A 14,073-nucleotide genomic window follows, 5' to 3' on the forward strand; every position below is an offset into this window, starting at 1 on the left:
TTAGTTTAATAGCACTAATCTTAGTACATAAACTATGACTCTATTTATGTGTTTTTGAACTTTATCTTAATGTGAATATCAATATCACATAATAGACGCCATCTGCACCATTTATGCAAGATTATATGTTCTTGCTAGGTATGATATTTAACTTTGATGGCATATAATAAAGTGAGTAAAATAACTAGTTTACTCAAAATTCCTTACTATTCCAGTGAAACTCGATGTTTAACAGGGGCGAGCATTGCTAATTTTTCGTTATTTGACCACTGAAGTCTTCAAGTCGCAGGTCGCCGTATTTTTAACTTTGATGACTATTTTTGTGTCTCAAAAGTTTGTTGTTATTTTAGGAGACGCCTCAGAAGGGGGTCTTCCAGCTAAACTTGTGCTTTCGATGATTGCACTAAAACTTCCTCAACTTGCTTCACTTATCTTACCTTTGAGTATTTTCTTAGGGATTATTTTGGCCTACAGTCGCATTTATGCAGACAGCGAAATGACAGTTTTCAAAGCCTGTGGTGTCAGTGAGTGGTATGTGGTTCGTGTCACGCTTATCTCAAGTACTGCGATGGCTATTTTAGCCGGTGCGCTTACTCTTTATGTTGCGCCATGGGCCAGTGAGCAAGAATATCAATTAAAAGAGCAAGCCAAAGCTGATGCCGGCTTATCGGCACTACGTGCAGGGCGTTTTCAGCAAACGGGTAACGAAAAAGCGGTTGTTTTTATTCACAATATTGAAAATAGCGGAAAAGAGCTACACAAGGTATTTGTTGCACAGCTACCAGATCGTGAAAAAGGTGACTTAGCCCGTTTAGTGTATGCAGAGCGTGGTGTGGTGATTGAGCAAGATAACGGTGAGCAGCAACTTGTTCTTAACGATGGTAAGCGCTACGAAACAGATGGCGAGTCTGCTGCGTTAAACCTAACAGAGTTCGATGGTTACAGTGTACAAATTCAAGATCAAGAAATTGAGCACCAGCGTCGTAAATTAGAAGCTATACCAACGTTTGATTTATTCAAAATGAAAACCTCTGAAGCTATTGCGCAGTGGCAGTGGCGTTTAGCTATTCCGCTTTCAATTCCATTATTAACTTTACTTGCAGTACCTCTGAGTGTGGTGAATCCGCGCCAAGGTAAATTCGCTAAATTAGTGCCTGCAATCAGCTTGTATTTAGGGTACTTCATTTTATTGAATGCAGCTAAGTTTGCTGTTGAAGATGGTAAAATTCCGCCTTCAATTGGCTTATGGTGGATCCATTTATCAGCCTTGTTTATTGGTGGTTTCTTGATTATTAAAGGTCGTCCGCTCGGCGCATGGTTAAAGGCAGTTGTGACTAAGCGGGAGTTAAACGCATGATGAAAACACTCGACTGGTATTTAGGTCGCAGCATAATTCAAACCACCGGTTTTGCATTAATGGTGCTGGTAGGTATTAGTACCCTCATTAAGTTTATTGAGCAGTTAAAATCAGTTGGCCGTGGTAGCTATGATATTGCAACTGCGCTGATTTACACCCTGTATAGCATGCCGGGTGATTTAGTTATCTTTTTCCCAATGGCAGCCTTGATTGGTGGCTTAACAGGTTTAGGTGCATTGGCATCAAACAGTGAGCTGGTCGTTATGCAAGCGGCGGGTATGTCACGCCTGCAAATTATTGCATCAGTCATGAAAACCGCGATGTTTATGGCGATTTGTATGATGGCGCTAGGTGAATGGGGTGCCCCAGAAGCACAGCTCAAAGCAAAAGAAATACGTAATCAAGCGATTTATGGTGGTGATGTATTTAATGCTAAGCAAGGTGTGTGGGCGAAAGATGGTAGCAACTTTATTAATATTGAAGATGTCGATCAGCAAGGCACTTTACGTGGCGTGCACATGTATCACTTTGATAAATCGTTACAACTTACTCAAATTACCAAGGCAGAAGAGGCAATAAACCGTAAAGATGGTTGGTTACTTCGTGATGTAAATAAAGTAATGATCACGCCTGAGCAGATCAGTACTGAGCAGCATAAAGAAGAGTTTTACGACTCGCAACTGACCGCCGAAAAATTAGGAGTGGTGTCGGTTAAGCCCGAAGCGCTGTCATTTACTGGGCTTTGGTCATATTTAGGTTATTTGCAGCAAAATGAGCAAGACACCAGCACTTATGAGCTAGCGCTATGGCGTAAGATCATGCAGCCTGTATCTATCGCCGTTATGTTGTTAGTTGCTTTATCGTTTATATTCGGCCCGCTTCGCACAGTAACCATGGGCGCACGTATCATCATGGGTGTTATAACCGGTATTACTTTCCACTTAACCAATGAGATATTTGGTCCTGTGGTGATGGTTTACCAAATTCCAGCTGTGGTTGGTGCCGTATTACCAAGCCTACTGTTTATTGGTTTTGCGACTTATCTATTGAATAAACGAGTGTAATGCTCGTTTAAAAAGCATAAAAAAAGCGTGGGTTGAGCCACGCTTTTTTGTGCTTGATGTGTTGCTTAATCACTTAATCAAGTGAGCGATAAATACGTTTATTTTCTTCTTTGGTGAGGGTGATCACTTCAGTTTTTGCGATGTAATCTTGCAAGGCACGCTTATTTTTAAAATCGACCAACACCACTAAGTTACCTAAACCTAATAGTGCAGTAATGGCTCTAAGAGCGCCTTGATGCCAGCTAATTAAATGACCATCGAGAGTTTGCACCTTTAAACGCCATGCACGCATACCAATAGTTTGGCCGCTCTTAGCCCAAAAATAGCTAAAGAAACTAACACTCACTATCACCAATAACACACTACGAATGCCATACAATAATGGTGAATTTTGAATGAAAGCAGATACATCTTCAGCGTCACCAATACTTAGTAAGTCTAAAGAAATTAGCCCTTGAACAGCTAACAAATACAGTACGGTTGTCAGCATCGCAAAGGCAATGATAACCAAGGTATCGTAGATTAAAGAGGCAAAGCGGCGCCAGAAACCGGCACGTGGAAACTCAGCTGACATAAACAATCTCGTCCAATTAAATTGCGCAGTAGTTTAGCAAAGTCCTTCGCAAACAAGAAATACTTAACGGCTGTTTAGCAAGTCGACAAACAGGTCTGACCTGCTATAGTTGAGAAAATAATAAAAAATGAGCACACAGTTATGGCCGTTTCTCAAAGCGAAACTCATCAGGTATTTAATCAACCCAAACCACTTGAAAACTACAATGCCTATGAGGCCGACACGGTACTTCAATATTGGCAAAATCGTTTTGCAGGGCAATGGGGAACTACGCATTTAACGGCGTTTGGGGAGCAAGTGGGAGGAGTATTACTGCAAGCTGGGTTCTTAGCAAACAAACACTTACCCGAATTAACCACTCACAGCCGATTTGGCGAACGCATAGACCAAGTTGATTATCACCCAAGTTACCATCAGCTAATGCAGCACGCTATAGAGCAAGGGCACTGCGCATTGCCTTGGCAGCAACAAAAAGCCGGTAGCCATGTTGTAAGAGCCGTTATGGCGGTGCTGCACAATCATGCTGATCCGGGCTCCGGCTGCCCATTAACCATGACCTTTGCCAGTGTGCCTGCCATTGCGAGTCAAGAAAATGTAGCGGCTATGTGGCTACCTAAAATACTGGCAAATCATTACGATTCAGATAATAAGCCTTGGACCGAGAAAAAAGGTGTCACCATAGGTATGGCGATGACCGAAAAACAAGGCGGCTCTGATGTTCGGGCGAACACCACCAAAGCAGACGCCATCAATGAAAGTGGTGCAGGGCAATTATATGCTTTAACCGGCCACAAATGGTTTTGCTCAGCGCCTATGAGCGACGCCTTTTTGGTACTCGCTAATACCGATGACAAGCAGTTATCTTGCTTTTTAGTGCCGCGCTGGCTCGAATCTGGCGAGAAAAATGCCATGTATATTCAGCGCTTAAAAAGTAAATTGGGGAATCAATCAAATGCGAGTTCTGAAATTGAATTTAGAGGTGCACATGGTTGGTTACTCGGTGAGCCGGGGCGAGGCATTGCCACTATTATTCAAATGGTTGCTTTAACCCGTTATGACTGCATGTTGGGTTCAAGCTCGCTGATGTTACAAGCAATAAAAGAAGCAATTTGGCATACATCTGGGCGCAGTGTATTTGGTAAAAACTTGCATCAACAGCCGCTCATGCTCAATGTATTGGCTGATTTAGCTATCGAGGCCGAAGCTGCACTCGCCATTTCAATGCGTATTGCCCATGCCCTTGATAAACAAGATAATAGTAATGAGGTGGCATTAATACGCAGTGCCACAGCAATCGGTAAGTATTGGATCTGTAAGCGGGCAGTGCAGCACACTTATGAGGCTATGGAATGTATTGGTGGTGTGGGTTATGTTCAAGACAACATTACCAGCCGACTTTATAAAGAAGCACCGGTAAACTCTATCTGGGAAGGCTCTGGTAATGTGCAATGCCTTGATCTTTTACGCGTGTTTAGCCGTGAACCAGAATCACTTGAGGTGCTTATTAATGAGCTTGAAAAAGCGCGCAGTTTGCACCCTGATTTTGCGATAAAACTCGATGAACTAAAAGAGGTGCTCACAGATACTGCAAACCTCGAAATGCATGCTCGGCGCATAATTGAGAAGCTCGCGCTACTTTGGCAAGCAGCAACACTATTACAATTTGGCGAGTCACTTATTGCCGATGCGTTTGTAAAAAGTCGTTTAAGTGGTGCAGGGTTTAGTCAGTACGGCTGCCTGAGTCATGATATCGATTGTCAGGCGATTGTTTCGCGAATGATGCCAAAACTCTAAAGTTAACAACTTGTTTAATTATTGTGCGGTTGAGCACTGGCGCCGCACAAAACGCTTGCCGCCTTACCCATTCTTTGTATAATGCTTGGCATAGAGACAAAAGCAATTAAAAAAGCTCTTGCTCTAAAGTGGTTTTTCTTTATCTTCTCGTGTTTAGAAGGTTAAAGAAAAATGAAGCCAGTATGATGGAATTGGTAGACATGACGGATTCAAAATCCGTTGCCTTCGGGCGTGGCGGTTCAAGTCCGCCTACTGGTACCACTTTTTAACCCTAGCCAATTGGTTAGGGTTTTTTTATGCCTGAAAAAAGTAGTTAGCGGACTTGAGCGCCACGCAGGGCGTGGCACTGGAATAAGTAAAAGTCCGCCTACTGGTACCACTTTTATGACCCCAGCAGATTTGCTGGGTTTTTTTTATGCCTGAAAAACCCCAGCCATCAGCCATCAGCTTTTAGCCGAACGGTGCGGTTATTGTTTTTTGAAACCATCCTCAGCAATTCAATTCGTAAAAGCATTGTAGGAGGTAGTTTACTGCCGAACCAGCAATGCTGAAAAACATAATTCATGGCTAAAGCCATTCCTACGGGTACATTTTGCCTAGAGCCTAGAGCCTAGAGCCTACAACTCAATTCTATATTCAGAGTTAATTAAAAGTTCAGCCATCAGCTATCAGTTTTTAGCCGAGCGGTGCGGTTGCTGGGTTTTGAAACCACCCTCAGCAATTCAATTCGTAAAAGCATTGTAGGAGGTCGTTTACTGCCGAACCAGCAATGCTGAAAAACATAATTCATGGCTAAAGCCATTCCTACGGGTACATTTTGCCTGGCACCTAGCACCCAGAGCCTAACACCTATAACTCAAATCTAAGTACCAATTCAGGCTCTATTAAAGCAACTTTTGTTCTATTTCTAAGCGGTCAAGTTCAAACTATGCTTAATCTACAAATAACCACGAAAAATGTGTGCTTATTTGTTTGAAAATTAATCGTTTAAGACTAGAGTACGATGGTGTTTGAATACATCTTATAATACAATTTGTGGCCTTAAGAATAAGTGAAGTCAATCACTTAGTGCACATTATCGGGTAAGGTAGCTTAGCGTGGGTACATACGACTTAAAGCGTATTGTTGAAAGCATTTCAAATCTTAAAAGTGAGAACTTTTATAATGCAATATGCCTGTCTTTATCAGAAGTGCTTGGTGCTTCTCATGTTTTTTTAGCTCAAGTTGATGAGTTAACTCAACATGCGACGACCATCGCTTTGGCTGCGCATGACGAAATCATTGAAAATATCAGCTACGATATTCGTAGTACGCCATGTAATGATGTTAGTTGTGGCTGTATTTCAAGTTACAGCTCGGGTGTTCAGCAGCTATTCCCAGATGATCAGCTACTTGTCGATATGGGCATCGAAGCCTATGTGGGTGTTCCACTACAAAGTATTTCGGGCAAAACCGATACTATCCTTGTCGCGCTATTTCAGCATGAAATAGGCGATGCACTACAGATTGAATCGTTCTTTTCGCTCTTTACTGGCCTTATCCAGCGTGAAATCGAAAAAGACCGTTTTATTGCTAAATTAGATTTCTCAAACCAACTGATTGAGCAAAGTCACGAAGCGATTTTTATTTGCGACCACAATGTACATATTACCTACGCGAATACCGCATTTACTAAAATGACGGGTTATTCGTTGGATGAAGTCTTAGGGCAAAATCCAAAAATTTTAAGCTCAAACAAGTATGACCCGCATTTTTATAAAGCAATGTGGCACCAAATTAATACTGAGGGAAAGTGGTCTGGTGAAATCACCAATAAAACAAAACAAGGTAAGTTGTACACGCAGTTTTTATCGATAACCAAAATGCAAAATAATGGTGAAGATTGCTATGTGGCGTTTATTTTGGATATCACCGAGAAAAAAGAAGCCGAGGAGAAAATTTATTTTCACGCAAACCACGACCAACTTACCGGCTTAACTAACCGTTTTTACTTTAAAGAGTATTTGTGCAAGCTAATATCGTCTTTGTCGTACCAAGACGATGCAAATACTAACCTAGCCGTGATCTACTTTGATGTTGATAAGTTTCAAGATATCAATACCGTTTATGGCTTAACCTTTGGTGATAAGGTTTTATGTGAGCTTGCAGAACGCCTCGACGGTAGCTTCAAAGAATCTGCTTTTTCGCGTATCGATGGTGATAGTTTTGCTATCTTACAAACTTATCAGCATGTCAGTGAACTTGAGCATGTTTGCAAGCAAATTACCGCGTTACTTGTTGAGCCTGTTTCTATAGGCGGCATTAGTCAGCAGGTTTCAGTTACGCTGGGCATTAGTCAATTTGAGCAAGCTGGAACGACGACTTCACAAGAAAAAATCGAAAAAATAGCCCGTCGCTTAGTTCGCCAAGCTGAGCTTGCCACCTTAAATGCAAAACAAACAGGCGATGAATATCTGTTTTTCTGCAAAGAGATGGATAACAAGGTTAAAAAGCACAACTTACTGGTTGAGCAGCTTACACAAGCCGTGAAGAACAACGATATTGAAGTGTATTTTCAACCTATTATTGATATTGAAAATAACACGGTCGCTAAATTCGAAAGTTTAGTGCGTTGGAACAACCAAGGACAATGGGTATCACCTGCTGAGTTTATTCCGCTTGCAGAAGATTCGCGGGTGATTATTCCTCTCGGTGAGCTTGTGTTGATTAAAACCTGTCAGCAAATAAAAGCGTTAGAAGCACATGGATATGAAAATTTTGTTTTTAACGTAAACCGTTCTTTATTTGAGTTTACTGAGTTTAATCCAGAGCGTAATGCATGGCTTGAAACCATTAAAAGCCAAGGGGTTAAGCCATCGCAAATTTCATTTGAATTAACCGAGAGTGTTTTAGCGCCAGAAAATACCAACCACCTAGACGTGCTTACGCAGTTGAAGCAAGCTGGGTGTTTAATTTCGCTAGATGATTTTGGTACGGGTTATTCGTCTCTTAGCTACTTGCGTCGTTTTCCGGTTGATGTACTTAAACTTGATAAGTCATTTATTGATGAAGTACATGTTGATTTAGGCGACGAAGCGCTGGTTAAATCGATTATCCAAATGAGTCGTGTTTTGGGTATTAAAGTCGTTGCTGAAGGGGTTGAAGAGCGCGAGCAATTGGCTGTGCTAACCGAAGCCGGTTGTGACTATATACAAGGCTATTACTTTTCTAAACCATTGCCAGCAAATGATGTAATTCCATTTTTAACGCAATTTTCTCGAGAGCAGTAGGTAATTACTGTATGATTTTGACATCAAACAGTTAGCAAAGCTTGTGATGTCAGAATCAACCGCAAAGCAAAACATAAAGGCGATTGTTACAGCCATTAAGGCCGAAGAGCAGTCGCTTAGAGCGCGTTTCCCTATACTCAACCAGCAAAATACACTTGCGATGTTTATTCTGCTGGTGTCGTTGTGCTCACTAATCGGTGTTGCAACACTTTATTACTTAGCGGTTATTCCCTCGTGGCTGTGTATCATTCTGGTTGCCTTTATTACCTCGGTATCGCATGAGCTTGAGCATGACCTTATCCACAAGCAGTACTTTAGTAATCGTCCTTTTATACATAACTTTATGATGTTAACCGTGTGGCTTATGCGGCCAAATACGGTTAATCCTTGGTATCGCAGAAAGATTCATTTACATCACCATAAAGTATCTGGCACGTCGCAAGACTTAGAAGAGCGTTTGGTGGGCAATGGCATTAAATCGCCATTTTTGAGAGCCTTGGTCATCACTGATGGCTTGCTAGGTTTGCTAGTTAATACCAAGCGATTTAGTAAAGAAATTAGCGGTTTTAAGTTTTTACGGGTATTTAATGCGGGCTTTCCGATTGCAACCGCATATTTTGCGATTCTTTATGGGGTAATTGCTTATTACGCTGTGCAGTTTTTGCAGCCATTTACATTGCCAGATTGGGGAGCTGAGTTATTGGCGATGGCAGAGTTTTTAATGGTGGTACTTATCGTGCCTAATATTATTCGTTCTAGTTCTCTTAACTTAGTGACATCTTCAATGCATTACTATGGCGGTGTAAATAATTTGCTTGAGCAAACACATGTGATCACCAGCCGCTGGTTTTTACCGTTTCAGCTATTTTGTTTTGATTTTGGCCGAACCCATACAATCCATCATTTTGTGCCGAATCAGCCCTTTTACATTAGACAATTGATCAGCAAAAAAATACGTCCTATTATGGCCCAGAACGGGGTACGTTTTAATGACTTACAAAGCTTAAAACAGGCTAATCATTACCCTGTAAAAGGGCAATCATCTCAACAAGGAGTTTAATATGAAGGTCACTGGTCGTTGTCATTGTGGTGAGGTAACTTATCACGCAGAAGTGGATGAAAATAAAGTGATTAACTGTCATTGCACTGACTGTCAAATTATCTCGGGTGCGCCATTTCGTACTGTTGTTGTGTCTGTGCCTGATGGGGTTACTTTTACAGGTGCTGAGCCAAAAGAATATATAAAAATTGCCGAGAGTGGTAATCAGCGTGCGCAAGGGTTTTGTGGTAACTGTGGTACAGCCTTGTACGCGACTTCTGTAGGAGCTGGCGAGCGTATTTATGGCTTACGTATTGGCGCCGTAGAGCAAGCTGATGAGCTTATTCCAAAAGCGCATATTTGGTATCGCTCATATAAACCTTGGCTAGATAACCTAAGTAATATGAGTGCCTTTGAAACCGCACCTAAGTAGCTGCGGTTTTATTTCTCTTGTTGGTCAATAGTGATATTTCGGCCGCTTAAGTAACCAAATAAAGCACACAACAGGCTAGATGCAATACACAGCCAAAGTGCTCCTGCCCAGTTATTAAAATAACTATGTAAGGCGCCCGCAATAATAGGGCCTGTTGCAGCCAATAAATACCCGATACATTGTGCCATACCCGATAACGCTGCAGCTTGCATTGAGTCATGAGTGCGCAGGCTTACAAATGATAAGCCCAATATAAAACAGGCACCTGAGCAAAAACCTAAGGTGACTGACCAAAGCATCGCAAAGCTAGGCGCAACTAATAATCCAACAGAACAAAGCGCGCCAAGTAATGCCAAGCTTAGGGTTAAGATGCGTTGATCTTTTAATTTGGCAAGTAGTGGAATAAGCACAATACCTGGTAGCGCTGAGGCTACTTGAAAGGCGCCTTGCAAAGCACCCGCGTGCTGCGCACTGTGGCCGCCTTCTATTAAAATGCTAGGTAGCCAACCTAGCATGATATAAGTGAAAAATGAGTTAAAGCCGAGCAATAACGTAATTTGCCAAGCAAGTGCAGAGTGCCAAATTTTGCTTTGTGTACTGTTTGAAACGGATGCCTGTTTTGGCATGGTATGTTGCTTAAGTTGTGGTAACCACACCACAATAGCTAGCACAACCAATAAGGCATAACTGGCAAGCGCCAATTGCCAACCAAGTTCTTTATACTCAGCCAGCGGAATGATGAGTGCTGAATAGCTGCCACCAAATATGCCCATTGCCAAAACATAACTAGACGTCATTACTGCCACTTTGTGTGGAAAGTCTCGTTTTATCAGGCTTGGCAATAACACATTACCAATCGCGATACCGACACCAATCACTGCAGTGCCAATAAATAATACGGTGGCAGAATCAATAACACGAGAGACAACCCCTATGCCTATTAATACAAGGGCAATGAAAAGTGATACTTCAAGGCCACATTTTTTAGCAAGGCTTGCTGCCATAGGTGAAGCAATAGCAAATGCAATTAAAGGTAAAGTCGTCAACATGCCTGCTTGTGATGCATTTAACTTAAATTGATCAATGATCTGTTCAAGTACTGGAGCAATACCAGTGATAGGGGCTCGCAAACTGGCTGCAATAAGAAAAATGCCCAGCACTAAAAGAAGGTTACGAATTAGATTTTGAGAAGATGACACGCTGTTTAGGAACTATAGTAATAGGTACATTTATCATACCAAAACACTAAACAGCGTGGGTGAACTATGAGATAGCTCACCAAATAATGCGGTTATTTAAAACTGATAACTTGCTGATAACATGGCGTTGCGCGGTCTACCCGGAAAGTAGCGATCGCCACTAAATGTTGTGTAGTCAGCGCGCTCTGCATAACGTTCGTCGGTTAAATTGTTTATACGTGCAGTCACAGTAAAGTTAGCTGATAGCTGCCACGCCGCTCTTAAGTTTACTAATGAGTGACCTTCGTAGCTATGCTGGTTTTCAGGATCAGTAAAGTAGCTGCTGGTGGTATGTAGCTCAAGCCCAACACGCGTGATGTCGTTTGCTTGCCAAAGTAGTTGTAAGTTAGCGATGTTACGCGGTGCAGTATCAATGAGATTACCATTGATATTAACCCCGCTGAGTAATTGGTCATAACTGTATGTATGCTTGGCGTGGCTCGCGGCTAACTGCATCGATAAGCTTGGCGTAATGGCATAGGCTAACTCAAGCTCAATACCACGATGCTGGGTTTGGCCATCATTGACGTAATAAAAATCACTGTCGCGGAAAATCGTGTTCTTTTTATTCATTGCATAAATGCTAACTACATAATGCAGTTGTGCTTGTTGACCTTTTAAACCTAGCTCGAGGTTTTTAGCTGTTTCAGATTTCAGATCTGCGACATTTTGTTCGCGTTGTAACTGATAAAGCTCTGCCGCTTGCGGTGCTCGATAACCTTCTGAAGCATTGGCGTAGATAAACTGGTTATCAGCATATTGATAGCTTAAACCAAGCTTAGGTGAAAAGTTAGTAAAGCGATTTTCGCCGCTTTCTGGTCGAGAATAGCGGCATCCGCCCATTGCGCATGCTGTACCATCTTCTTTTGTGCGACCAGCCAACATATGGTTGTCGTAGTCATAACGCATACGCTCGTATCGACCACCAAGGCTGATGAGTAACTCATCAAGTTGCCAATCAAGATTCACAAATGGTGCTAATAGGGTGCTAGTTACTTGATAGTCGTAATGTTTTCCTTGAGGCACGGTGGCAACTAAAAACGCTGAGCCTTGAGTTGGGCTATACTGATATTGTAAAAAATCAGCATCCGTAAGCTCACCATCAAAGCCAACTGTTAAGAGGCTAGAGCCTGTTAACTTATGCTGCCAGCTTGATTGAAGGCCAACACCTTGCTGAGCATTTTCTTCAAGGGGAGTACCCGGTAAAAAATGCTTAAAGAAGGTCATGTTTTGATCGCGGATATAAGGCGTTAGGGTAAAGCTGTTAGCCTCATCTTGTGTCCAATTTAGCTTGGACCAAACACGCAAAGAGCGAGCTTTACGAAATGCATCAGGATCAAAATTAGACTGAGCTATTTGCTCATCCTTATAGCTTTCAAAGCCTTCGATGTAACCAGCCGTTTGTTGATCTAAATGGGTGTAAGTCAGGCCTGTATTTACACTTAGTTTTTCGCCATCAAAACGGTGACGCAGTGATAGCTTTTCTTGATCAACACTTTCGTCATCACGATAACCCGTATCTCGGGTGATCGTGGCATTAATGCCTAAACCTTGCTGGCCAAAGTCACTGCCCGTACCAAGTTTGTAGCGAGTGTAGCCAAACGAGCCGTAATCAAAACCAAGTTGGTTGTGGTCATAGTTTGTATCTGGCGTGATCACGTTGACTACACCATGCACTGCATTTGAACCATAAAGGGCAGAGCCCGGGCCTTTCAGTACTTCGATACGTTCAGCCATTTCAGTGTGGGCTTCGAATAACTCATTGATGTTGCAAAAACCAGCTGCGCGAAGTGGAATACCATCTTCAGCAGTAAGTAAGCCTCCGCATGCACCTGCGCCAGAAAGTACAGGTGAACGTAAAGCGGGTAAATACTCTTGGCCATTACCGTGTTGAAGATTAGCACCGGCCACTTGCTTAAGGGCTTGTTCAATATGGGTAGGAGCGATAAGCGCCAGTTGCTTTTGTGAAATACTGCTGACCACAACAGGCAAAGGATCTGCCAACACTTCGCTGCGCGAGGCGGTCGTTGTAATATGTTCTAGCTCATTATTAGCGAAAGCTTGATGGTTAAACAATGAGGTGCTCACAAGCACTGAGAGTATCGACAACTTCATGAAAACCCTTTGGTTAGGTACAACAAAAACCAAAGGGTAACTGCTTTTGAGGATGGGTAAAAGCTTTCGCGATTAATAACTTTGTCTGTTATGCGCTACGGCGATGTACGGCAAAACCAGCCAGTGCTGCAACTAACCAGAACAAGCTACTGCCGCTACTGCCGTTTCTGTGCGTGACATTAGCTACTTTTTCTTCTTTAACGCGGGTTTTAAATTGCGCCAATTCAGTATCTAGATTTGTGATCATGTCATCAACAGCGCCATTAAAGCTTGCCAGCGATTGCTCTTTAGCGACTTCATCGATGCCAATCGCTGTGCTGCGTTGCTCTGCTTTATGTATACCTGGAGCGCGAAACAGCATTTTTCGGCTTTTTACATCAAATACGGCGGTATCTACAAAGGTTTGTACTGAGTTTTCATTGCCCGGAATCACATATAAACCAACAATCGTTAGATATAAAAAAGCGGCGTTATTTTCTAAGCTTTGCGACACTTGGTCGTACGAAACAAGGGCCATAATATCCACATCATATAATCGTGATACTTGCTCTAATGCGGTAAATCCTTCGCCGCCTTTTAAATAAGTACTTGGGATCACTTCAATGCGGTCAATATAGTCATATTGCATAAACTGCTTTTTAACTTTGTTCAGCAGTGCCACTTCGTCACCGTGGTGTAAGCCATCATTGTACTTGTTAGGAATAAAGGCAATCCCAACAGTAGCAGGTAAGTTTAAAGTTGGGATCGTTGCTTGGTGTGCCGCTCTGTCTTGCTGGTCTGGGTAAAGGTACTCAACCAATGAACTTGATTGCGTTTTTTGATTGCCATATTGGCTCATCATGGCACTACAGCCCGTTAGTGCAGTAATGCTAATGACCAAACACCATTTTAGTAGATTCATAAATTATCCTTATTATGTAGTGAGGAAGCGTTTGTTTATGTAGCAAATATAACGACAGACGCCCCAAACGGAAATGTAACTCAGACTCGATTTTTCGTAAATAGTGCCAAAGTAGTTTAAAGAAATGTAAAGGTTAGCTTTCTAATGTGTTGATATATACCCAAGCCACCTCAAGATGCAGAATTCAGCGTTTCACAGGTGCTTAATATCAAGGCGTTACTTTGCAAGAATGGCATCCCCTTTTAAGAAGTAACAACGATGAGAGTAAGTGCCTGTGAAGCGCCCAAAG

The 14,073-nt window shown here is 42.2% G+C and carries 10 protein-coding genes and 1 tRNA gene; 7 read left to right on the forward strand and 4 right to left on the reverse strand.

All coding sequences use genetic code 11. The features are described 5' to 3' along the window. Positions 1-244: 244 nt before the first annotated feature. Together lptF and lptG are read left to right on the forward strand one after the other, a co-directional pair. The gene (gene lptF, locus AN394_RS08085; protein WP_054562715.1) at positions 245-1,357 is read left to right on the forward strand and encodes an LPS export ABC transporter permease LptF; all 1,113 of its coding nucleotides are present in this window, start codon (positions 245-247) and stop codon (positions 1,355-1,357) included. Further along, positions 1,354-2,421, forward strand: coding sequence for an LPS export ABC transporter permease LptG (gene lptG, locus AN394_RS08090; RefSeq protein WP_054562714.1), 1,068 nt, complete (start codon positions 1,354-1,356; stop codon positions 2,419-2,421). Before lptF ends, lptG begins: the two co-directional genes overlap by 4 nt. 73 nt (positions 2,422-2,494) lie before the next feature. Here the strand turns inward: lptG and AN394_RS08095 are convergent, their stop codons facing one another. After that, on the reverse strand, positions 2,495-2,995 hold the full coding sequence (locus AN394_RS08095) for an RDD family protein (protein ID WP_054562713.1): 501 nt from the start codon (positions 2,993-2,995) through the stop codon (positions 2,495-2,497). Positions 2,996-3,136: 141 nt separating this feature from the next. On the opposite strand from AN394_RS08095, the gene AN394_RS08100 reads away from it, so the two are divergent. The 5 genes from AN394_RS08100 (at position 3,137) to AN394_RS08120 (ending at position 9,530) form a co-directional block, all read left to right on the forward strand. Next, on the forward strand, positions 3,137-4,789 hold the full coding sequence (locus tag AN394_RS08100; RefSeq protein ID WP_054562712.1) for an acyl-CoA dehydrogenase family protein: 1,653 nt from the start codon (positions 3,137-3,139) through the stop codon (positions 4,787-4,789). A 176-nt stretch (positions 4,790-4,965) separates the two neighbouring features. After that, positions 4,966-5,050: transfer RNA gene (locus AN394_RS08105), tRNA-Leu, on the forward strand. 836 nt (positions 5,051-5,886) lie between these two features. Further along, positions 5,887-8,058, forward strand: a complete 2,172-nt coding sequence (locus AN394_RS08110; protein ID WP_055021201.1) for a bifunctional diguanylate cyclase/phosphodiesterase — start codon at positions 5,887-5,889, stop codon at positions 8,056-8,058. A 46-nt stretch (positions 8,059-8,104) separates the two neighbouring features. Beyond that, the gene (locus AN394_RS08115; RefSeq protein WP_055021202.1) at positions 8,105-9,118 is read left to right on the forward strand and encodes a fatty acid desaturase; all 1,014 of its coding nucleotides are present in this window, start codon (positions 8,105-8,107) and stop codon (positions 9,116-9,118) included. A gap of 1 nt (position 9,119) precedes the next feature. After that, positions 9,120-9,530, forward strand: coding sequence for a GFA family protein (locus AN394_RS08120; protein WP_055021203.1), 411 nt, complete (start codon positions 9,120-9,122; stop codon positions 9,528-9,530). An 8-nt stretch (positions 9,531-9,538) separates the two neighbouring features. On the opposite strand, the gene AN394_RS08125 is transcribed toward AN394_RS08120, so the two are convergent. The 3 genes from AN394_RS08125 to rhlP form a co-directional block, all read right to left on the reverse strand. Further along, positions 9,539-10,729, reverse strand: a complete 1,191-nt coding sequence (locus AN394_RS08125; RefSeq protein ID WP_055021204.1) for an MFS transporter — start codon at positions 10,727-10,729, stop codon at positions 9,539-9,541. Positions 10,730-10,825: 96 nt separating this feature from the next. Then, positions 10,826-12,883 (reverse strand): TonB-dependent receptor, encoded by a 2,058-nt coding sequence (locus tag AN394_RS08130; protein WP_055021205.1) that lies wholly within the window; start codon positions 12,881-12,883, stop codon positions 10,826-10,828. Positions 12,884-12,971: 88 nt separating this feature from the next. Then, positions 12,972-13,784: a rhombotarget lipoprotein gene (gene rhlP, locus AN394_RS08135; RefSeq protein ID WP_055021206.1), complete on the reverse strand. Its 813-nt coding sequence runs from the start codon at positions 13,782-13,784 to the stop codon at positions 12,972-12,974. Between the last annotated feature and the right edge of the window lie 289 nt (positions 13,785-14,073).

It is taken from the genome of Pseudoalteromonas sp. P1-26 (assembly GCF_001401795.1).
In the GTDB taxonomy this organism is placed as follows: Bacteria; Pseudomonadota; Gammaproteobacteria; order Enterobacterales; family Alteromonadaceae; genus Pseudoalteromonas.